16 protein-coding genes are annotated in these 21,969 nt (G+C 31.8%); 7 read left to right on the top strand and 9 right to left on the bottom strand.

The window, feature by feature from the left end:
* Positions 1-22: 22 nt before the first annotated feature.
* The 4 genes from ABJD66_RS03400 to ABJD66_RS03385 all read left to right on the top strand — a co-directional run bounded on the left by ABJD66_RS03400 (position 23) and on the right by ABJD66_RS03385 (position 8,036).
* Positions 23-2,668 (top strand): DEAD/DEAH box helicase family protein, encoded by a 2,646-nt coding sequence (locus ABJD66_RS03400; RefSeq protein ID WP_348128254.1) that lies wholly within the window; start codon positions 23-25, stop codon positions 2,666-2,668.
* 102 nt (positions 2,669-2,770) lie between these two features.
* A complete protein-coding gene (locus tag ABJD66_RS03395; protein WP_100894188.1) occupies positions 2,771-3,652 on the top strand; it encodes an ABC transporter ATP-binding protein in 882 nt (293 codons plus the stop codon).
* Between the two features lie 2 nt (positions 3,653-3,654).
* On the top strand, positions 3,655-7,260 hold the full coding sequence (locus ABJD66_RS03390; RefSeq protein WP_348128250.1) for a M1 family aminopeptidase: 3,606 nt from the start codon (positions 3,655-3,657) through the stop codon (positions 7,258-7,260).
* 197 nt (positions 7,261-7,457) lie between these two features.
* The gene (locus tag ABJD66_RS03385) at positions 7,458-8,036 is read left to right on the top strand and encodes a fasciclin domain-containing protein (protein WP_348128247.1); all 579 of its coding nucleotides are present in this window, start codon (positions 7,458-7,460) and stop codon (positions 8,034-8,036) included.
* 86 nt (positions 8,037-8,122) lie between these two features.
* Here the strand turns inward: ABJD66_RS03385 and hemF are convergent, their stop codons facing one another.
* The 7 genes from hemF to hemA all read right to left on the bottom strand — a co-directional run bounded on the left by hemF (position 8,123) and on the right by hemA (position 14,619).
* A complete protein-coding gene (gene hemF / locus ABJD66_RS03380) occupies positions 8,123-9,025 on the bottom strand; it encodes an oxygen-dependent coproporphyrinogen oxidase (protein ID WP_348128244.1) in 903 nt (300 codons plus the stop codon).
* Position 9,026: 1 nt separating this feature from the next.
* Complete coding sequence (locus ABJD66_RS03375; RefSeq protein ID WP_348128241.1) at positions 9,027-9,374, bottom strand: 5-carboxymethyl-2-hydroxymuconate Delta-isomerase; 348 nt, start codon at positions 9,372-9,374, stop codon at positions 9,027-9,029.
* Between the two features lie 5 nt (positions 9,375-9,379).
* A complete protein-coding gene (locus ABJD66_RS03370; protein WP_348128238.1) occupies positions 9,380-10,135 on the bottom strand; it encodes an EI24 domain-containing protein in 756 nt (251 codons plus the stop codon).
* A gap of 27 nt (positions 10,136-10,162) precedes the next feature.
* A complete protein-coding gene (locus ABJD66_RS03365) occupies positions 10,163-10,651 on the bottom strand; it encodes a hypothetical protein (protein ID WP_348128235.1) in 489 nt (162 codons plus the stop codon).
* Positions 10,651-11,679 (bottom strand): uroporphyrinogen decarboxylase, encoded by a 1,029-nt coding sequence (gene hemE, locus ABJD66_RS03360; protein WP_348128232.1) that lies wholly within the window; start codon positions 11,677-11,679, stop codon positions 10,651-10,653. Before hemE ends, ABJD66_RS03365 begins: the two co-directional genes overlap by 1 nt.
* Before the next feature lie 106 nt (positions 11,680-11,785).
* Positions 11,786-13,363: a hydroxymethylbilane synthase gene (gene hemC, locus ABJD66_RS03355; protein ID WP_348128229.1), complete on the bottom strand. Its 1,578-nt coding sequence runs from the start codon at positions 13,361-13,363 to the stop codon at positions 11,786-11,788.
* A complete protein-coding gene (gene hemA / locus ABJD66_RS03350) occupies positions 13,360-14,619 on the bottom strand; it encodes a glutamyl-tRNA reductase (RefSeq protein WP_100894197.1) in 1,260 nt (419 codons plus the stop codon). Before hemA ends, hemC begins: the two co-directional genes overlap by 4 nt.
* A 206-nt stretch (positions 14,620-14,825) precedes the next feature.
* Between hemA and ABJD66_RS03345 the strand changes: the two genes are divergently transcribed.
* Complete coding sequence (locus ABJD66_RS03345; protein ID WP_100894198.1) at positions 14,826-15,716, top strand: AraC family transcriptional regulator; 891 nt, start codon at positions 14,826-14,828, stop codon at positions 15,714-15,716.
* Position 15,717: 1 nt separating this feature from the next.
* Here the strand turns inward: ABJD66_RS03345 and ABJD66_RS03340 are convergent, their stop codons facing one another.
* Entirely contained in the window at positions 15,718-16,569 is an 852-nt protein-coding gene (locus tag ABJD66_RS03340) for an N-acetylmuramoyl-L-alanine amidase-like domain-containing protein (RefSeq protein ID WP_348128224.1), read from the bottom strand.
* 16 nt (positions 16,570-16,585) lie between these two features.
* On the bottom strand, positions 16,586-20,095 hold the full coding sequence (locus ABJD66_RS03335; RefSeq protein ID WP_348128220.1) for a TraB/GumN family protein: 3,510 nt from the start codon (positions 20,093-20,095) through the stop codon (positions 16,586-16,588).
* Between the two features lie 220 nt (positions 20,096-20,315).
* Between ABJD66_RS03335 and hemH the strand changes: the two genes are divergently transcribed.
* Entirely contained in the window at positions 20,316-21,347 is a 1,032-nt protein-coding gene (gene hemH, locus ABJD66_RS03330) for a ferrochelatase (protein ID WP_348128217.1), read from the top strand.
* Positions 21,348-21,364: 17 nt separating this feature from the next.
* On the top strand, positions 21,365-21,916 hold the full coding sequence (locus ABJD66_RS03325; protein ID WP_348128214.1) for a CopD family protein: 552 nt from the start codon (positions 21,365-21,367) through the stop codon (positions 21,914-21,916).
* Positions 21,917-21,969 lie beyond the last annotated feature (53 nt).

Here is a 21,969-nt window from a genome sequence, read left to right as displayed (position 1 = left end):
ATCAAGAAACCATAGCCTTCAATTGAGTTCTATTAACAACATTTTACAATTTAAATTTACTTGGCGTACTTATCAACAAAAATTCTTAGATAATTTTGACACGCACATTAGTGACAAACACCTACATGTGGTTGCTCCTCCTGGGTCTGGAAAAACTATTTTGGGGCTAGAAATGTTAAAACGGGTAAACCAAACTACTTTAGTATTATCACCTTCTTTAACTATTAGAAATCAGTGGAAAGACAGGATGCTTAGCTTTTTTTTAGAAGACACTAATTATACTAATTACTCTTTAAACATAAAAAAACCAAAGCAAATTACCTTTACAACCTACCAGGCTTTGCACGCTTTACATAAAGATTTTAAAAAAGCAGACAATCCTGAAACTCTAATAAATTATATAAAGAAGAATAACATTAAAACCATTGTTTTAGATGAGGCTCATCACTTAAAAAATGAATGGTGGAAATGCTTGTTTGAAATTAAAAAGGCTGAAGATATTACAGTAATATCATTAACCGCAACGCCACCTTACGATAGTGAAGCTAGTGAGGTAAAAAAGTATTTTGATTTATGCGGACCAATAGATGATGAAATTGTGGTTCCGGATTTAGTTAAAAACGGAGATTTATGTCCGCACCAAGATTATGTACATTTTTCTAAACCAGACAAAGAACAAATAAAACACATTGTTACTTACCGCGAAAACATTTTAAACTTTATAAATACACTTGTAGAAGATACTGTTTTTACCAACATTTTACAAGAACATCCGTTTTACAAAAATACAGAAGAAGAGCTTGAAAATATTTACAGTAAACCACTATTTTATTCCGCTATAATTATATTTTTAAATGCCGCAAAAATAACTGTCCCAAAAGAAAAAATAGCAATTTTAGGTTTTAAGGATGATAAAATTGAGTTTCCAAACTTAAACTATAACTGGCTACAAATACTATTACAAGAACTACTTGTTGTAGAACGAGAATTACTTTTACCTTTTGAAGAAAAACTACACACCATTGAAAAAGATTTACGAAAAATTGGTGTTTTTGAGAAAAAGCGGGTAGATTTTGTTGGTGTTGAAGACTTATACAGAACATTAGCTAACAGCCCCAGTAAATTAAAAAGTATAAATGCTATTATTACTGAAGAAAGCAACAGTTTAAAAGAGAATTTAAGAGCTGTTGTTTTAACAGATTTTATACGAAAAGAGTTTCTTTCTTTTAATAGTACTAAGCTTGAAGAATTAAATAAATTAGGTGTTGTTTCTATTTTTCAATACTTACGTATAAAAAGTGAGCACAAAGAACAACTAGGTGTTTTAACTGGCTCTATTGTAATTTTACATAAAAGTGCTGTAATCAATCTAAAAAAAATAGTAAACCAAACAGAATTTACAACTAAACCCCTAGAAATTGATGAAGATTTTGTTACTATAACTTCTTTTGCCAAAGGAAAAAACACTGTAGTTTCTGCAGTTACGGCTCTTTTTGAAAACGGAACCGTAAAAATATTAATTGGCACAAAAGCATTACTTGGAGAGGGTTGGGATGCTCCTGCAATTAACACATTGGTATTGGCCTCTTACGTTGGCTCGTTTGTATCGTCCAACCAAATGCGTGGCAGAGCCATTAGAACCCAAGCTACTAATAAAAATAAAACAGGCAATATTTGGCACTTAGCCTGCATAGATCCTACAGATCCAGAAGGCGGTAAAGATTTAGAAAAATTAACCCGTAGGTTTAATGCTTTTATGGGTGTTTCCTTAAAAGGAGAGCCCTATATTGTTAATGGCTTAGACAGGTTAGGCTTGCCTTTGCAGTATTCATCAGAAATAGACATAGAACAATTAAACAAGGACACTTTTGCTATTGCAACTCAAAGAGATTTAATTACTAAAAGATGGAAAAAAGCAATTGGTAAAGGCGATGTTTTTATTAGAGAGTTAAACATTTTATACCCATATAAAGAACCTTATACAAAACAGAAAAAATTAAAAAGTGTAAACGCTACTAAATATCTTGTTTTAGAAGTATTAATTGGCACATTTGCTATAATACCAGAGTTTATTTTAAAAAATGTTGGCATACTCTTAAGCAAGGGCGTAATGCAGTTTATATCGTTATTTTTTGGAGCTGTTTTTTTAGGTTTTGTACCTAAAGCATATAAAGCGATTAAGCTCTACTTTTTGTTTGGAAATATGGAGCGTAAAACACAGAAAATAGCACAAGCAGTATTACACTCTTTAGCAGCATTACATAAAATAACAACACCATTAGACAACATAAAACTAGAAACCGACCGCTATAGCAATGGTGTTTTTGCATTTTACATAACAGGTGCAACTACTAATGAGAGCTCTTTATTTATTACTGCACTAGAAGAAATTATTGCTCCAGTAGAAAATCCAAAATACTTAATAGACAGTAGTTCTTGGTTAAAAAGAAAGTGGAATTTACGAACCTATTACGTTGTGCCTACCATTTTTTGTAAACGTAAAGCAGAAGCTAAAAGATTTCATTTTTATTGGAAAGAGTTTGTTGGTAATTCTGCCTTAATATACACCAGAACAAAATACGGCAGAGAACAGTTAATTAAAGCAAGGCTAGCCCATATTGTGTATCAATTTAAAGACGCATCTAAAAAAGCTATTACCTGGAGATAAAAAAATAGTAAGAGATTTCTTAAAATAACTACACAAAAGTGTAACAATTTAACAAATCTGGTTACTAACCTAACAACATCACTAAAAATTAAAAAAATACATATGCTATCTATTAAAGACCTTAACAAAACGTATCCTAACGGAACAAAAGCGTTGAACAATGTAAATTTAGAAATTAGCAAAGGTATGTTTGGTCTTTTAGGTCCAAATGGCGCTGGTAAATCTAGCTTAATGCGTACTATTGCTACATTACAATTAGCAGATAGTGGCAGTATAGAGTTTAACGGTACAGATGTATTTAGCAAGCCTGAAGAATTACGTAAAGTCTTAGGTTATTTACCCCAAGATTTTGGTGTATACCCTAAAGTTTCTGCTGAGATGATGCTAAATCATATTGCAAAAATAAAAGGAATACAAAATAGTGGTGAACGCAAAGCATATGTAGCAGACTTGCTAAACAAAGTAAACCTATACAAGTTTAGGAAAAGAAATTTAGGAGATTACTCTGGTGGTATGCGTCAGCGATTTGGTATTGCACAAGCACTTATTGGCAATCCAAAATTAATAATTGTAGATGAGCCTACTGCTGGTTTAGATCCGCTAGAGCGTAACCGTTTTCATAACCTATTAAGTGAGTTAGGAGAAGAGGCTGTTGTTATTTTATCTACACATATTGTAGATGATGTTATTAATCTTTGTACAAATATGGCTGTTTTTAATGAAGGGCAAGTGCTAGTACAAGGTCATCCTATGGAGCTTACAAACTCTTTAAATGGCAAGGTATTTAGAAAAAGTATTAAGAAAGAAGAAATTGCTACTTACGAAGAAAACTACACTGTTTTATCGTCTTATTTACGTGGTGGAAACCTAAATATAAATGTATATGCAGACAATAACCCTGGAGAAGGTTTTGAGGTTATAAGTAACACTTTAGAAGACTTTTATTTTTACAGTATTAACCAAAAGGCTAAACAAACTGTGTAATTATGAAAGAGATATTTTTATTTGAACTTAAATACAGACTACGCAGACCGGTAACATACATTTACATTTTTTTAATGTTTATAATTCCGCTGTTAATTTCCGTTTTTGAGGATTCTGGAACAGCTCAATTTACTAACAGTCCTAATGCAATTGCTGGCGTTTTAGGTGGCTTAAGCATTCTTGGTTTGTTTTTTTATGCTGCAATTATGGGCGTACCAGTGTACAGAGACGAAGAGCACAAAACCGCACAGACTTATTTTTCTTTTCCTATAACAGAGAAAAATTACATTTTAGGCCGCTTTTGGGGTAGTTTTACCATAGTTACTATTATGAACATTGGCGCTATACTTGGTGCAATGATTGGTTTTACTATTGGTGCAATGCTAAACAGACCAGATTATGGTACGTATACAGACTTTGACTTTACAGCATACTTACTTCCATTTATATTTTTTCTAACGCTTAATTCGCTTTTTATTGGCGCGTTGTTTTTTAGTTTGATGACGTTTTTTAAAAGAATGTCTATTTTATATCTAGGCGGAATTTTAATCTTTATTTTAAGCAATGTGGCTGGCACATTATTAGGAGATTTAGATAGCCAATGGCTAAGTATTTATTTAGATCCGTTTGGATCACAAGCGTATAGATTTATAAAAAAATATTGGTCAATTAACGAAGTTAATACGTTATACCTACCTATTTATGGTGAGTTTTTACTAAACCGTATTATGTGGTTTGCAGTAAGTATTGGGATTTTTGTTTTTACGTTATTCAAATTTTCATATCCAAGTTTTTTAATTCCTAAAAAGGCAAAAAAACTAAAAGAAGATACTATAGCACCACAAACTTCTGTAGCTATTGACAATATAAAACAAGTGTTTTCTAAAAAAGCCAATTGGGGTAACTTATGGTCTTTAAGTAAAATTGAATTTTTATCTATTGTTAAAGAAAATGCTTTTAGAATTCTTATTCTAATTGGTATTATTTTCTCTGTATTTATAGCTACACAGTCTACACAAACATATGGCACACCATCTCTACCATTAACTCGCTTTATGGTAAAAGAGTTAAGCTCTGGATTACTTGTTTTTTCTATTATAATATTAGTTATTTATGCTGGTGAAGCCGTGCATAGAACAAGAAACAATAAAACATTTGAGTTTTATGATGCCCTACCGGTAACAAACGCTACACTTTATATCTCTAAAATTATTGCTTTAATAGGTGTTTCTGTAGTACTTACATTAATTACCATATTGGTTGGTATGTTATACCAAACATACAATGGCTATTTTAATTATGAAGTAGGAATGTATCTTACATTTAATTTTGCAAACATATTTCCGGCTTACATAACAACGGTATTACTTGCCTTTTTTATTCACATATTGGCAAACAATAAATTTTTAGGGCACTTTTTAGTTATTGTAATTTCTTTAGGTTTACCTATACTAATTGCATTAGTTTTTAAAGTGAACAACCCATTATTTATATATGGTGGTGTGCCTAGTAGTTTTTTAAGCGATTTAAATGGGTTTGGCCATTATTTAATTGGCGGATTTTGGTTAAACTTATACTGGATATTATTTAGCTGTATTTTAGCTGTAGTTGGTTACGTTTTTTGGAACAGAGGGTTTTACTCTTCATTTAAAGAAAGGTTACGCTTAGCTGCTAGTCGTTTTAAAGGAAAAACAACGGCTGCATTTTTGGTTTTTACTATTGCATTTATAGCAGTTGGCGCTTATAGTTATTACAACTTACAAGTACTTAACAGTATAGGAAGTGCAGATTATAGCAATAAAATTGCGGCAGATGCAGAAAAAAAATATGCTAAATACATTAACAAACCACACATACAAATTGTAGACCTAAAGGCTAAAGTAGATATTTACCCAGAAGAAAGAGACGTTTATGCAGAAGGTAATTTTACTGCCGTAAATAATTTTGACACTCCAATAGATACACTCTTAATGGAAGTAAAATTTGGTGTTGCAGATACTAAAATAACTAAAGTAGTTTATAACGGAAAAGAACTACAACCCTTTTTAAAGGATAGTATTTACAGGTTATTTATATACAAACTACCAAAACCTTTGCAACCAAAAGATACTGCTTCTTTAGTTATAAACACCAGAGCAATTACCAAAGGTTTTGCCAACGGATTAGAAACAAATGTATTAAATAACGGTACATTTTTTAGAGATGATATTTTTCCTTCTTTTCATTATGAAATTGCCTTAAATGACAATGGCACTCGTAAAAAGTACGATTTAGAGGAAATGGATTATCTATTGTCTCCTAGAACAGATAGTGTTGCATTGCGTAAAAACTTATTTAATGAAGATGCAAACTATATGAATTTTGAAGCCACAGTAAGCACCTCTAAAGGACAAACAGCAATTGCACCTGGTAAGCTTATTAAAAAGTGGGACAAAGACAATAGAAGTTATTTTACCTATAAATTAGGAGAAAAAACAGATTACTTTTTCAACTTTGCTTCTGCCGCTTATGATGTTAAAGAGGATAGTTGGACAGCCCCAAGTGGTAAAAAGGTAGCTATAGAAATTTATCATTCTCCTAAACATAAAAGAAACTTAGAGCATTTTATAAACGGTATAAAAGTATCTTTAGATTATAACTCTAAAAACTTTTATGAGTATCCTTATTCTATTATTAGAATAGTAGAATTCCCTGCTTACTCAACTTTTGCTCAATCTTTTGCTACAACAATACCTTATTCTGAAGATTTTGGTTTTGTGGCCGATTTTTCAAAAGCTGAAGATTTTAATTATGCATTTAGAGTAACATCTCATGAGGTAGCACACCAGTGGTGGGGACATATTGTAACACCAAGTAAAACATCTGGATCTAATATTATTTCTGAAACTCTTGCAGAGTACGTGTCTTTAATGACAATGAAAAATGAATATGGAGAAAACGGAATAAAATCGTTCTTAAAAAATTCATTAGACTCTTACTTAAGTGCTCGCCAGTTTAGCTTTAAACCAGAACGTTCTTTACTAAATGTAGAAACTGGTCAGCATATTTGGTACCGTAAAGGTTCTATGGTAATGTATGAGCTACAAGATGTTATTGGCGAAGACAAAATTAACAGCGCTTTAAAACAATTTTTAAACGAGTATAAATACTTTAACAAAGGTGTTTATGCAACATCAGAGAATTTATATGATGCTATTTACAAAGTTGCACCAGACTCTTTAAAGTATAAGGTTACAGACGGTTTTAAAGAAATTGTTTTGTACGAAAATAAAGTTACTGAAGCTAAAACTAAAAAATTAGATAACGGCAAATGGGAAACCACGTTTACTGTAAATTCTTCTAAAATTTATTACGATGACAAAGGAAAAGAAAGAGAAACAGATACTAATATGAATTTAGTTGATATTGGACTTTTTGGACCTGATGTTAAAAATGATGAGAACGTAACCATTAAAGATCCATATTATTTTGAACTAAAATGGTTAGCTCCAGGAGACAATACATTTACAATTGTAACAGATAAAAAGCCTGAAAAAGCTGGTATAGATCCATACAATAAATTAATAGATCGTAAGTCTAGTGATAACTTAAAAGAAGTATTAGAATAAATAAAATACATTCTTTCTTAATTATTAAAACGCTCCTTTGGGGGCGTTTTTTTTGCTTTAAAAGTATTTATACAACAAATTATATGGTTTGCTCAGAACAATTTTTGCATCAATCTAAAAAAACTGACTTTTTTTTAAAACCCTCTTTTAGTTTTTGCCGTAGGTAAGGTCGTAATCACATATTAAAACACACAAAAATGAAATTATCAAAATTATTAAAATCGACTTCACTAGCTATTGTTCTTTTAATTGGAGCAAACACATTTGCACAAGATAAAATGATGAAAGCTGAAACAAAAATGGTTGGTGGCGCAGAAATGTACCCATCAAAAGATATTGTATCTAACGCCGTAAACTCTAAAGATCACACAACCCTTGTTGGTGCCGTTAAAGCTGCAGATTTAGTAAAAACGTTACAAGGAGAAGGTCCTTTTACTGTTTTTGCTCCAACAAATATGGCTTTTGATAAATTACCAAAAGGTACTGTAGAAACTTTATTAATGCCAAAAAGCAAAACTACATTACAAAAGGTACTTACTTACCACGTTGTTGCAGGTAAATATTCTGCTGCAGATATAATGAAAGCAATAAAAATGGGTAAAGGAAAAGCAGAATTTACAACTGTTGCTGGCGAAAAATTAACTGCAATGGTTACTAAAGGAAAAGTACAGTTAAAAGATGTTGCTGGTAACGTCTCTACAGTTACAATTGCAGATGTAAACCAGTCTAACGGTGTTATACACGTAGTAGACACTGTAGTTTTACCAATGAAATAGTTTTTTATTAGTTTGATTGATTGTTCCCCAAATGTAAAAAGGTGTCTAAAATTATATTAGACACCTTTTTCTTTGTTATTCTTATTCTAAACCCACTCTTTAGGTGTTTTTAAAACCTGAAGCAATTTTTCTTCTTCACTACCTTTCTCTGGGGTATGATCATAAACCCATTGTACGTGCGGAGGCAAACTCATTAAAATACTCTCTATACGTCCGTTAGTTTTTAGTCCAAACAACGTTCCTTTATCGTGCACCAAATTAAATTCTACATAACGGCCACGTCTAATCTCCTGCCAATCTCTTTGTTCTTTCGTATAAGGCAATTCTTTTCTTTTTTCTACAATGGGCACATAACACGTTAAAAAGCTGTTACCAACCTCGGTTACATAATTGTACCAATCTTGCATAGACATAGCGTCTGTTGCCTTACAGTAATCAAAAAATAAGCCTCCAATACCACGCGCTTCATCTCTATGAGCGTTCCAAAAATACTCATCACAACGAGCTTTGTACTTGGCGTAAAACTCTGGATTGTGTTTATCACAAGCAGTTTTACATACGTTATGAAAATGAGTAGCATCTTCATTAAACAAATAATATGGCGTTAAATCTTGTCCACCACCAAACCACTGGTCTACAATGTTACCCTCTTTGTCATACATTTCAAAATAGCGCCAATTTGCATGTACAGTAGGTACCATTGGGTTTTTAGGATGCAATACTAAGCTTAATCCACACGCAAAAAAATTAGCATCTTTAACACCAAAATACTGTTGCATACTCTGTGGCAACTCACCATGTACACCAGAAATATTTACACCACCTTTTTCAAAAACAGCGCCATTTTCTATAACTCTAGTTCTACCACCTCCACCTTCTGGGCGTTTCCAAATGTCTTCCTTAAATTTAGCAACACCATCTACAGCCTCTAACTTAGCGGTAATAGTATCTTGCAGTTCTTGTATGTATGTATAAAATTTGTCTTTCATTTTAAATCATTGATTTATTACAATAAGTTTCCTTTTCAAAATCTCTAATATTAATAGCTATAAAAGGGACTTCTGGGAATAATTGGTATAATTTTCGTGTTATTTCTTTTGATAAGTTTGCTTTTTGCTCTTTAGTTCTGCCTTCCATAATATTAGCAAAAACGTGAATAAAAGGCTCGTGCTTGCCCCCTACCAAATAGTGTTTTTTAAAAGGATTTAAACGTACTTTTATATCTGCTTCATCAAACAAATTAGAAGCTACTGCTACAGTATGTATTGACTCTAAAACCTCTGTTGGACTTTGCAGTTTTAAAATATCACTAGAACAATCTATAACAAAGTGTGGCATACTAATTATTTTTTAACAGTTAAAGTGTCTTTCTTTAAAATTTCTATTGTTTTTACCGTTGCTGCAGTTACAGACAAAGGTAAAACAAGAATAATACCTACTAATGGCACAAATAAAAACAGCATAAAAATGATACCATTACCAATTGCTAAACCTCTATTTTTACGCACCAGAACAATACTTTCTTTATATTTTAAATGACGTTCTAAAGTATAGTCCATATTACCAAAACCTGCGTAATATGTTTGCATTAAAAATAACAATATGGTTGAAGCTATACCAACAACTGGTATAAGGCCAAGTAGTAGAATTGGTATGGTAAATAAAATTTCTTTAACCAAGTTTCTTACATTTATGCGTATGCCTCTCCATAATTGCTCACTAAAAGACGTGTTTGTATGACTATGTGCTGGTACACCCGTTAAGTGTGCTTCAATTTTTTCTGATACCGGACTCATAAACGGAGCAGACAATGCCATTACAATATGCTTGTATAGCAATAAACCTATTACAACAATTATGGTTGCACCTAAAAAATTAGATACTGTAGTAAAAACCTCTTTACCCCAATCCCAAATCCATATTTGAGCTATAAAGCCACCAATACTACCAGACAACCAAATAGCTAACAACACAACTATAGCTGCCGTTAATACACTAATTAGTATAGGTACAAGAAAATATTTCCAAAGTTTTAACTTAGAAATTAGAGCAAAAGTACCTGTATAGGCTTTTATTCCTTTTAAGATATTTTTGAGCATTTTTTTTGTTTTAAAATTCTTAGTAAACTAAGGTACAATATATACCATATTTGCAGGGTATAGTTTTATATCTTTTGCACTTACTATTTTTTCTGCAACCTTACTTTTTTCAAAAATAAAGTCTATTAATTCTACTTGGTCCTTATCAATAAAATTGAAGAAATATAATCTGCCTACTGCACTATTTTGCAAATCCATAAGCTCATCTAACTCATTATTATTAGTAACTTTCTCATACAAATTGGTAACTTTTTGAGCCCAAAACACACTTTTTTGCTTGTTTTTGGTTCGTTTTAATGAATAAGAGCACAAAAGAGCATTCCACACTGCGTGCCTAAATGCATTGCCTTTATTACTTTTACTATGACCTCCTGGGTAATACGTATTGCAAAGTGCAAATGTTTGTTTTGTAGCCTTTATACTAGGAACCAACAACAATGGATGTTTAAAAAACAGCAAAGACAGTTTAAAAAACTGTCTTATGCTTAAACTTTTTATTCTGGTCCAGATTTTCACTAGTTAGCCTTATACTCTTTTACAGCATCTATAAATGCTTTTGCATTTTCTAGCGGTATGTTTGGTAAAATACCGTGACCAAGATTTACTATGTATTTGTCTTTACCAAAATCATTAATCATTTGGTGTACCATTTTTTTAATCTCTGCTGGCGGTGACAATAGTCTAGATGGATCAAAATTACCTTGCAACGTAATATTACCACCTGTTAAGTAGCGTGCATTACGTGCAGAGCAAGTCCAGTCTACACCTAATGCAGATGCACCAGATTTAGCCATATCACCTAAAGCAAACCAACACCCTTTACCAAAAGCAATTACAGGTGCTTCATCTTTTAAAGCATCTATAATTTGCTGTATATACTGCCAAGAAAACTCTTGATAATCTGTTGGAGATAGCATACCACCCCAAGAGTCAAAAACCTGAACTGCATTAACACCTGCCTTAACTTTCTCTTTTAAGTAAGCAATAGTAGTGTCTGTAATTTTTTGTAATAATTGGTGAGCTCCAATAGGGTTTGTAAAACAAAACTCCTTTGCTTTATCAAAATTTTTGCTTCCCTGACCTTGTACACAGTAACATAAAATTGTCCAAGGAGAACCAGCAAAACCTATTAAAGGAATATCATCATTTAGTTTCTCTTTTGTCATTTTAATAGCATCCATAACATAACCAAGTGTGCTATTTATGTCTGGTACAATAACAGATTCTAAATCTTTAGAGGTACGAATAGGATTTGGTAAATACGGACCAAAATTTGGCTTCATTTCTACCTCAATATTCATTGCCTGTGGAATAACTAAAATATCAGAAAATAAAATAGCTGCATCCATACCATATCTGCGTATAGGTTGCACTGTTATTTCTGATGCCAATTCTGGTGTCTGACAACGTGTAAAGAAATCGTATTTCTTTTTGATTTCCATAAACTCTGGCAAGTATCTACCAGCCTGACGCATCATCCAAACCGGTGGTCTGTCTACAGTTTCTCCTTTTAAGGCTCTTAAAAATAAATCGTTTTTTATCATATCCTCTCCCTAACCTTCTTTATAACAGAAGGAATTTGTTTAACTTAAACTCAACTTTATAACAAACAAAAGCTAAAAACCAATAGCCAACAGCCAAGGTTAAAAGTTAGCTATAATGCTCATTTACTAAATCTATAACACTTTCTACAGTTGGTAGATTTGCTACTCTAACATCTGAAAAATGCTTTTTTGCCTCTGCAGCAGTTGTATCTCCAATACAAAAAGCAATTGCATTGGCTTTATTTTCTTTTAAAAAGCTTTCTATACCAGACGGACTATAAAATAACACTGACTCTACGCTATCTGGTGCTTTTTTAGTATCAAACTTTGTTTGGTATGCTTCAATCTCATTAATCTTAATATTGTTTTTTTCTAAGATTGTAGGCAAATCATCTAATCTTAAATTTCCCGAGAAATAAGTTACTTCCTTTGTATCTAAGTTATCTGCTAAATAATGTGCTAATTCTGTTGCGCTTTTTTCAAAATGTGCAACAGGACCAATATTATTTTTTATAAAACGTCTTGTTTTACGGCCAACACAGTAAATATTTTTAAATTGTAATTCTGAACCCGCATAATTTGTAATTACAGATTCTACCGCATTTTTACTTGTAAAAACAACGTTTTCAATTTCATTTTTAAAAAAACGAGGCGCAATTCTATTAGAGTTAATTTTTATAAAATCGTTACTTTCTACAGTTATTCCGCTTGTAAATCTATCTTTTTGGTCGTTGGTTAGCAATTTGGTAGAGTAAACAGTGGTCTTTTTATCCTCACTATGTAGTCCTTCCATTATATATTTACCACCACGCTCTAAAACAAACTCTGCAATAGTCTCTGCCAGGTCTTGATGTTTACCTAGTTTCACAACTCTGTCTGTTTCAATTTTTTTAGATCCGTCAGGACTTAAAAGCACAACTCTAAAAACTACTTGCTCGTTCTTTATATAAGCCAATGCACCAATTGGTGCAGTACAACCACCTTCTAATTTATTTAAAAATGTACGCTCTATTGTAGTACATATTTCTGTTTCTTCATGATTAATTTCTGAGCAAATAGCCAAAATATCCTCATCTATTTCCCTAGCGGCAACCATTATTGCGCCTTGACCTGGAGCAGGCACCATCCAATCTAAATTTACAGCTTCTTCTGGCCTTAAATCTAAACGACCAATACCAGCAGCAGCAAATATAGCTCCGTGCCAAGTTTCTGAATCCTCTAGCTTTTGCAAACGTGTGTTTACATTACCACGTATATCTTCAACCCTATGCGTAGGGTAACGGTTTAACCACTGTGCTTTACGGCGTAAACTGCTGGTAGCAATAACACCATCTCGTGCACCTAAAAATTCTTCGTTGTTTTTGTAAACCAACGTATCTTTTACATTACCACGTTCTAAAACAGCAGCTTGTACAATACCTTTTGGTAGAACAGTTGGCACATCTTTTAAAGAGTGCACGGCAATATCTACATCTCCTTTTAACATTGCTATGTCTAAAGTTCTTGTAAAAATACCTGTAATTCCTAACTCGTAAAGTGGCTTATCTAACTCTAAGTCTCCTGTAGATTTTACAGCAACAATTTTTGCTTTGTGACCTAATTTTTCTAGTTCAGATTTTACTCTGTTTGCCTGGTAAAGTGCAAGTTCACTATCTCTGGTACCAATGCGTATTATTTTGCTCATTTTGTTGAATTCAATTCTAATTGAAAAACTTTCTGTATTAAATCTAAACTATTGTTTGCATCTGTATTTTCATCTTTTAAATGATTAGCAAACTGTTTTGTAATTTTTTGTATAATACGGTCTGTTATAATATCTGCTTCTTCTAAGTTAAAGTTAGCAGCCTTTTTGCTATGAAAATCTAGCTCTTCTTCTTTAATTGTATTAAGCTTTTGCTTTAATGCTTTAATTACCGGAGCAAATTTGCGGGTCTCTAACCACTTTATAAACTCGGTTTTAATTTCATCGTTAATAGCTTCTGCCTGTGGTATAAACTGTTTTCTTTTTTCTAAAGTTTCATCTGTCATTTGCGATAAATGATCTAAATGAATTAAAGATACATTGTCTAACTCCTCTACATTATCTGCCACGTTTTTAGGAATAGAAAGATCTAAAATTAAAAGTGGCTTTTTAGTATAAATTAACTCTTTAGAAATAGTAGGTTGTGCAGCGCCAGTAGCAACTATTAATACGTCTGTATTTCTAATTTCGGCCTGTAAATCTCCGTAATCCTTAACTACTAAATTAAACTTGCCAGCAACTTTTTCTGCCTTGTCTTTGGTTCTGTTTATTAAAGTTATGTGAGAGTTTTGTGTGTGTTTTATTAAATTTTCACACGTATTACGTCCTATTTTACCAGTACCAAAAAGTAAAATATTTTTATCTGATATATTAGGAACGTTTTTAATAATGTACTGTACAGATGCAAAAGCTACAGATGTTGCTCCGCTAGATATTTCTGTTTCGTTTTTGATACGTTTACTTGCACGTATAACTGCATTGCACAAACGTTCTATAAACGGGTTTGCTAAATTGTGTTTTTTAGAACGAACAAAACTTTGCTTAAGTTGACTTATAATTTCAAAATCGCCTAGAATTTGACTATCTAAACCTGTACCTACTTTAAATAAGTGACTAATAGCATCGTTATTTTTATATACATATGCTACTTCCTGAAACTCTTCAACCGTACCCAAAGCATTATCGCACAACAATTTTATTAATTGAAATGGATGCTTTGCAAAACCGTGTAATTCTGTTCTGTTACACGTAGAGGTTACCAATAAGCCATCTATACCTTCCTCTGCTGCCTCTACTAGCAATGCATTCATTGCTTTTTCATCTAAACTAAATTTACCTCTTACAACTGCATCTGCCTTTTCGTAATTAAGACCTATAGTGTAAAAAGAGTTATGTTTAGAAATATGATAATTCTTCATTGGGAATTTTTCAAATCGGTTACAAAAATAATTCTAGCATTACAATAAAAGTAACGCTAGAGGAACAATAAGTATCGATAACCGCTTTTTACACCAACATTTACGCTAAAAAGGTGCTAAATGCTTATATTTGTTGCTATAACAATGATTTTAAGATTTCTATTTAGAACCTTTCTAAATAGGTGTAAGTTGTAATAATTTTTAATATGGAAGCAAAAAATGCCGCTAAAGGTTCATTTGAAGAAGTACTGATTGAAGACGGGTTTTACGTACTTAAAATACAAAACGATAGTATTGAAAATCAAAAAGTTGAACGTGAAATAGACAGTTCTTTCATACAGTTTCATTACTGTTTAAAAGGCAACGGAAAGTTTATTTTTAATGACAGTAGCTATGCTTTAGAGGTTTCTGAAGAAAACTCTCTTTTACTATACAACACACAAAAAGATTTACCTTTAAATTTAGAGCTAAGCCCTAACTCTTGGATGGTTTCTGTGGTAATGACAATACGTAAGTTTCATTCTTTATTTTCTAAAGAAGCAGAATATATCCCTTTTTTGAGTTCCGATTTTAAAGACAAAAAATACTACTCACAAGAAAATGTGAGTCCGGCTACAGCAATTGTTCTTAGTCAGATTATGAACTACAACCTACACTCGTCTATTAAAAGTTTATATATAAAAGCAAAGGTTTATGAACTTATAGCTCTATATTTTAATATGAGTGAAGATGCAGATATAGAACAATGTCCGTTTTTGGTTGATGAAGATAACGTACAGCGAATTAAAAAAGCAAAAGAAATTATTATTGCAAGAATGGCAGAACCACCAACGTTAGCAGAATTGTCTGATGAAATTGGCTTGTCTTTAAAAAAGTTAAAAGAAGGTTTTAAACAAATTTATGGCGACTCTGTCTACAGTTTTTTGTTTGAACATAAAATGGATTATGCACGCAAAATGTTAGAAACGGGCCAGCATAATGTAAACGAGGTTGGTTTAAAGGTAGGTTACAGTACAGCCAGTCACTTTATTGCCGCCTTTAAAAAGAAATATGGTACAACACCCAAAAAGTATTTAATGTCTTTAACTAATGGCTAATTTAAATTGGCCTTGCAACCATAATACCCATATTACTTTTTATCTTTTTAAGATAATCTACCAATGATAATTTTGTTATCTCTACTTGCATAGACCCTGTAGAGGCGTGCAACATATGTATGCGCCCATCTTGAGCACGTATAGCAATACCTGTATGCGTAACGTCTAATCCTTTAATAGAGGTTGCCAACGCAATAATATCACCAGTTTGTATTAAGTGCTCATTAGCTGCAATATCATCTGCAGATAATACACAAAACTCGTTTTGCTTTAGTACTTCTTCAGACTCTAAAATAGTATTATAATTAGCATCATCTTTTAAAAACGGATACAAATCTCTGTGTGTACCCATAAAGTTAATTTCCTTTTTAACAATTTTACCTCCAAGGTCGTTTGTTATATTTTTAACCAAGCCTTTGGTTTCATTATTAGAAATCCACTCTGTAAAGTAATGCAGTCTAGAGCCATAACCATCTAAATTACCATCTCTATATCTAATTTTTTTTAAGGCATTAGTAAAGTCTAAAAACTGTAAATTATCTGCTCTAGAAATTAATCCAAAAGCTAAAACGTTTTCTACAAAAGTGGTACAATCTAAACCTTGTAAATTAACAACTAAAGATTCTTTTTTTCCAATTTCTAGCGTTTTTGCAACATACGGAATTTCTAAAAAAGTTTTTCCTATAGCCGTTAAACTATCTCCAAAAGTATTAGATTTTGGCAAGGCCTTTATCTGTTTAATTTTGTCATTAAAAGCAATACTATCTTTTGGTGAGCAGGTAATATGTTGCGCAAAAGAAACTATCGAAAATAAAAGAGTACACAGTACTATTAATTGTTTTTTCATCATCATCAAAAGTAATTAAAAATTAATAGTTGTAGTTCATAAACTGAGTATTGTAAGCATTAGGTCTGTAGATAGCAGCACGCTCTCTATCTTTTAAAATAAACTCCTCTGTGACCATATCCATAACCTCATCTTGAGTATAAACATCATCTAAGTTTCTTCCGTTATTCTGATAAAAAGGCTGACCTCCTATTTTATTGCTTTTAGGATATACTATTAGGTATAATTTAGAAATATCATCATAAGTCGTTTTTATTTTATACTTATAATAATAACCTACGTAAGGCACTCCATTATAGTATATGCCTTTTTTAGTTATAAAACTTACTTTATACTTATTGGTATTATATTTATTTCTAAAGTATACTAAGCTTTCACCTAAACTTTCTTGTGTATTATATGCTTTTGGAAAAACACTTGTTTTTTTTGCGACTTTAAGTTTATCATACAAGAGTTTTCTGCTTTCTGGATTAGCAGCCAAAGAGTCCAAAATACCATTTGGTATATATGAATTAGACCTAGCTAACAAAGCAGCATACGTTGTTTTAACAGCGGCATCATTACTTAATAAAAGTTTAGTATAAAACCACTGCACTTCTTTTTCTTTTCTAAAAGGAAAAAGTAAAATTGCGTAATCTTCTAATGTATTATAAGCTACATTTCTAGATCCAAATCCTCTTGGTATACCATTTTTATTATCTTTTCCTAAATGCCTTTTAAGCTGAATTTTAGCATCGTTTAAAATCTGTTTTTTATATTTTTTATAGCTGTTAGATTTTATATGGGAATGCAATTGCAAGCGTGCTAAAATAGAAAATATAGGTGCTTTGTATTCTTCAATAGCACTATATTCTAAAATTTTAGGAAACAAATGTTTTGCTAAAGGAAGACTATCCAGATACGGTTTAAAAATAGAATTAATTTCATAGTCGTTACTAACTAGTGGCAAATCTTTAGACATTAAATCTAGTAGCGTATGAACAGATTTCTCATTTGCTTTTGATGCCACAGCTTGCAGTATTTTTGTTTGCGCATTAGAGTTGTTGTAAGAATCCTCATAAAAAGAAGTAAAAAAAGGTGTAACCCTGTTACTTTTAAGCTTACCCATTTCTTCAATTAAATAAGATTGTATTTTCTTTTGACTATCGCTAAAATCAAAACTAGTTACATAATGCGTAAGCGAGTCTAAGTGTTTTGCTTCAAAATTTAAAAACCGATATCCGTTAAGTGCTATACTATCATTTTTACGCAATGCATCAAAAAACAAAGGTGTTTTATCTTCTAAAAACGATTTACCAATAACGGTATCTTTTGGCGTAAAATTATTTATAAAAGCAGTTACAAAATCGCTAGATTTTTGCACCGTGTCCACAACCGCTTTAATCTCATACAGCAAACCATCTTTTGCTATGTTTCTAACAAAAATACCTCTTGTACTTGCAGTGTCTGTTAAAATTATATTTAACTGCTCATACCCTTCTGGCGTTTTAGATTGCTGCTCTTTGTACAAAATAAAACTCTTTTTTTGGTATATTTTTTTACGCATTATCCAAAGAGAATCTACACTTGGCAGCATTAGAAAATCGTGTGCTTTATTTACTGCAACGCTAATAATTTCTCCATTAGCATTCTGGTAAAGATTTGTTTTTGTGTATGGGTTGTATGCTTTTGGCTTTTTTCTACCGGTATTAAAACGGTAATTGTTAACGGAGAAACTTGGTGGTTTTACAGTAGATTTAGTGGTAAAATACAGTGCCGTATCTTTTACAATAGTAAACTCTTTTTTATACGTTGGTGCATTTATTTTAAAAGAATTAAAATAAGTGTTTGCAACAGCAGAGTCTTTACTAACAACACCCAACAAATAGTAATTAACTCCGTTTATGGCAGATTTTAAAAAAAGTTTTTTACCAGAAACAGAATCTAAAACTGCACTAGAAGTTAGCATATTATTTTTAAAGTTCTTGTAAACTGGTTTTACTTTTAATTGCTGATAAAAACGCTTTTGAATTTGTTTTAGCTCAAACGTATCTTCCTCTATAAAACGCAAATCGTTTTGACTAACCTTTTTAAGAAAATAATAGTCATCTGTTTTTGTATTTACGCCCTGTACAAAACGATTTCCTTTCCTGTATTTATTAGTAAACGTATGGTTTGATGGCATTTGTACAGAAAAATCTTTAAAACCAGAAGTTATCTTAACATTTTTTAAAAGATCCTTTTTTAATGTAATAGTATTAAAAATAGTATCTGAATATTGTTGCACATAACTACCCTCACCACCCATTTTAAAAATAATAATTTCTAATGGTGTAATGTAAATTTGGTACCGCTGGTGATCTCCATTTTTAAGCAAGTTTTTAATTTCTAAAAACGGGACTCCGTCTTTTTCTTTCTTATTTTTCTCTAAAATTTTACCCGGAATATTCTCAAAAAGCAACTCATCAATCTTTTTAAAATCAAAAGTTCTATCATTTTTTAAATAAGAAAAAGTGGGTATGCGGGTAATCATCACATAACTACCATTTGCCAAATCTGGCACTATATAACTTGTATTGTTACTATCTGTTACTGGATATAATTTATTAGGTAACAAAACCGTAAAAGCATTATCATCTGGAGACTGCTCCTTGTACCTGTTTTGCTTAAATGTTTTAACTATTTTTTCTTTTAGCTGTTTGCCTTTAGAACCAACTTTAGATGTTAGAGGTTTAACAGTATACCCCTTATTACGTAAAAGTGCAATTACACCTTTATTTCCTGGTAAATGTGCTGCGCCAATACCCGTAAACACTTTATTGTTTTGCAATAGAGAATCTAACTTTACAACCATATTGTGATTACGTATGTAGAGCATATTTTTTAAATAGTGCTCTGTATGCATACCAGAATCTAAAGAATCAATTAAATTTATATTTCGTTCTCTGTAAGCATCTTGCAACAGAAAATCCATTCCTTTTTGCTGCATTTTTTTAAGCAACCAATCATCTGGCTTATCTTTCATAGAGTTTAAGTTTGCCCTACCTACTAAAATTCTAGATTCTTCTAAACCTTCTAAAGCAACTATTTTTTTATCAAACTTTTGTCCCGCTTGGTATATAAACATATCTAAGTATGTTTCTTCTTCAAAATCCTGACTAAAAGAGTTGGTTCTATATAGTAATCCATTTAAAATACGATCCTCAAAAGCCAAGTAAGAACTTACTTCTTCAACCTGTGGATTATTCATTAAAAAAGAGCTTGCATAAAAACCTTTTGGCACATAGTTAAAACGTGCAGAAGTCTGGTTTATATCATCCTCTAACCAAGTAGCAGGGTCAGACTCCAACGCAACAACATCACTCTTTAATAGCGACTCATAAAAAACATCGTCTAACCTAAAAGCTATTTTTTTACTTACGTGCATTGTTCCGTATAGGTAAGATGTTTGCTTTAAGCCATTGCCAGAAATCTCCCAAAGCAAACTGTTTTTTTCTTGAGCAAAGCCTAAGCAAGAAAAGAACAGCAAAACAGAACCAATAAAAATGCGCATAAACATTTGTTTTTTTATTAAATAACAACGAAAAAATTAGTTGTAAGTTGCACTAAAAAAAATTATCGCAAAAAAAATATGGCTTAGTTAACATTACATTATGAAGATACTAAACTTTTAAAAAACGATTCTAGTTATTAAAGAATAAGTATAAATTATAGTCAAAAGTGTTAAAGTTGAGTTACAAGCCCTATTTTTGCATTTCTAAAAAGATACAATTGTGAAAGGAGTTTTATTAGTAAATTTAGGGTCACCAGATAGTCCAACAGCTAAAGATGTTAAACCATATTTAGATGAGTTTTTAATGGATGAAAGAGTTATAGATGTACCTAATTGGTTACGTAATATTATTGTACGCGGAATTATTTTACGTACCAGACCTAAAAAATCTGCCGAAGCCTACAAAAAAATCTGGTGGGAAGAAGGTTCTCCGCTTGTGGTAATATCAGAACGTTTTACAAAAAAAGTAAAAGAACACACCAAAATGCCTGTTGCCTTGGGTATGCGTTATGGTAGTATGACTATTAAAAACGGATTGCAAGAACTTAAAGACAAAGGCGTAGACGAGGTATTGTTAGTTCCTTTGTATCCACAGTATGCAATGTCTTCTTTTGAAACCGTTGTGGTTAAAACGATGGAAGAAAAAGAGAAGCATTTTCCTGAAATGAAAATTACTACATTACAGGCTTTTTATAAAAATGAAGCCTATTTAAAAGTACTATCTGATAGTATTGCTAAAAACTTAGAAGGTTTTAATTACGATCATATATTGTTCTCTTACCACGGTATTCCAGAACGTCACATAAAAAAATCTGACCCAACTAAATTTCATTGTAAAATAGATGGCTCTTGTTGTAGCACAAACTCTGTTGCACACAATACGTGTTACCGTCACCAATGTTATGAGACTACAAAAAGAGTTACTGCCCTTTTAGGTATACCAGAAGATAAAATAAGTGTATCATTCCAATCTCGTTTGCCAAACGACCCTTGGTTAAAACCTTATACAGATTTTGAGTTTGAACGTTTTCCTAAAGAAGGCAAAAAAAACTTAGCCGTAATTACACCTGCCTTTGTTGCAGATTGCTTAGAGACTTTAGAAGAAATTGCTATGGAAGGTAAAGAGCAATTTACAGAAGCTGGTGGTGTAGAGTACAAACATATACCTTGTTTAAACACAGATGAAAACTGGGTTGCTGTTATGGCAGAATGGGTTAATAATTGGGAAAAAGATGGTAGCTTACCAGGCTAAATAAAACTATTGTACTAATGGATAAGTATTACCTGTATATAAAATCGCTTCACTTAATTTTTGTAATTACGTGGTTTGCTGGTTTGTTTTATATACCAAGGTTATTTATTTACCATATTGAAGCTAGCTTTAAACCATCTCCAGAAAAAGAAATACTAACAACACAGTTTAAATTAATGACTAAGCGCTTGTGGTACATTATTACCTGGCCATCTGCAATTTTAGCTGTGTTATTTGCTGTATTACTACTTATAATTAACCCATCGTTTTTACAACTGCCTTGGATGCACATAAAACTTGGGTTTGTTTTTTTATTGATTTTATATCATTTAAAAAATCATCAAATAGTTAACCAATTACAAAAAGACCAAATAAGGTACAGCTCTAAATTTATGCGTATTTGGAATGAAGCCTCTACGCTTATTCTTTTTTCTGTGGTGTTTTTAGTTATTGTAAGGAGCGCTATTAACTGGGTTTACGGTGTACTAGGCATTTTTACATTGGCACTACTTTTAATGCTAGGCATAAAACTATACAAACGCATTAGAAATAAAAACCCGAACGCATAAAACACTCGTTTTATTTAATTTCCTTGGCTTGTAGTTTTTACCTATTTTTAGAG

This window comes from Cellulophaga sp., from assembly GCF_039943695.1.
GTDB lineage: Bacteria > Bacteroidota > Bacteroidia > Flavobacteriales > Flavobacteriaceae > Cellulophaga.
Note: the sequence above shows the minus strand (reverse complement) of the source record. Positions and strands in the feature narration are given on the sequence as shown.

What these genes read in the sequence shown, in the direction of transcription:
- ABJD66_RS03395 (WP_100894188.1), top strand. Translation starts at nt 2,771, where the DNA reads ATGCTATCTATTAAAGACCTTAACAAAACGTATCCTAACGGAACAAAA.
- ABJD66_RS03390 (WP_348128250.1), top strand. Translation starts at nt 3,655, where the DNA reads ATGAAAGAGATATTTTTATTTGAACTTAAATACAGACTACGCAGACCG.
- ABJD66_RS03385 (WP_348128247.1), top strand. Translation starts at nt 7,458, where the DNA reads ATGAAATTATCAAAATTATTAAAATCGACTTCACTAGCTATTGTTCTT.
- hemF (WP_348128244.1), bottom strand. Translation starts at nt 9,025, where the DNA reads ATGAAAGACAAATTTTATACATACATACAAGAACTGCAAGATACTATT.
- ABJD66_RS03375 (WP_348128241.1), bottom strand. Translation starts at nt 9,374, where the DNA reads ATGCCACACTTTGTTATAGATTGTTCTAGTGATATTTTAAAACTGCAA.
- ABJD66_RS03370 (WP_348128238.1), bottom strand. Translation starts at nt 10,135, where the DNA reads ATGCTCAAAAATATCTTAAAAGGAATAAAAGCCTATACAGGTACTTTT.
- hemE (WP_348128232.1), bottom strand. Translation starts at nt 11,679, where the DNA reads ATGATAAAAAACGATTTATTTTTAAGAGCCTTAAAAGGAGAAACTGTA.
- hemC (WP_348128229.1), bottom strand. Translation starts at nt 13,363, where the DNA reads ATGAGCAAAATAATACGCATTGGTACCAGAGATAGTGAACTTGCACTT.
- hemA (WP_100894197.1), bottom strand. Translation starts at nt 14,619, where the DNA reads ATGAAGAATTATCATATTTCTAAACATAACTCTTTTTACACTATAGGT.
- ABJD66_RS03345 (WP_100894198.1), top strand. Translation starts at nt 14,826, where the DNA reads ATGGAAGCAAAAAATGCCGCTAAAGGTTCATTTGAAGAAGTACTGATT.
- ABJD66_RS03340 (WP_348128224.1), bottom strand. Translation starts at nt 16,569, where the DNA reads ATGATGATGAAAAAACAATTAATAGTACTGTGTACTCTTTTATTTTCG.
- ABJD66_RS03335 (WP_348128220.1), bottom strand. Translation starts at nt 20,095, where the DNA reads ATGCGCATTTTTATTGGTTCTGTTTTGCTGTTCTTTTCTTGCTTAGGC.
- ABJD66_RS03325 (WP_348128214.1), top strand. Translation starts at nt 21,365, where the DNA reads ATGGATAAGTATTACCTGTATATAAAATCGCTTCACTTAATTTTTGTA.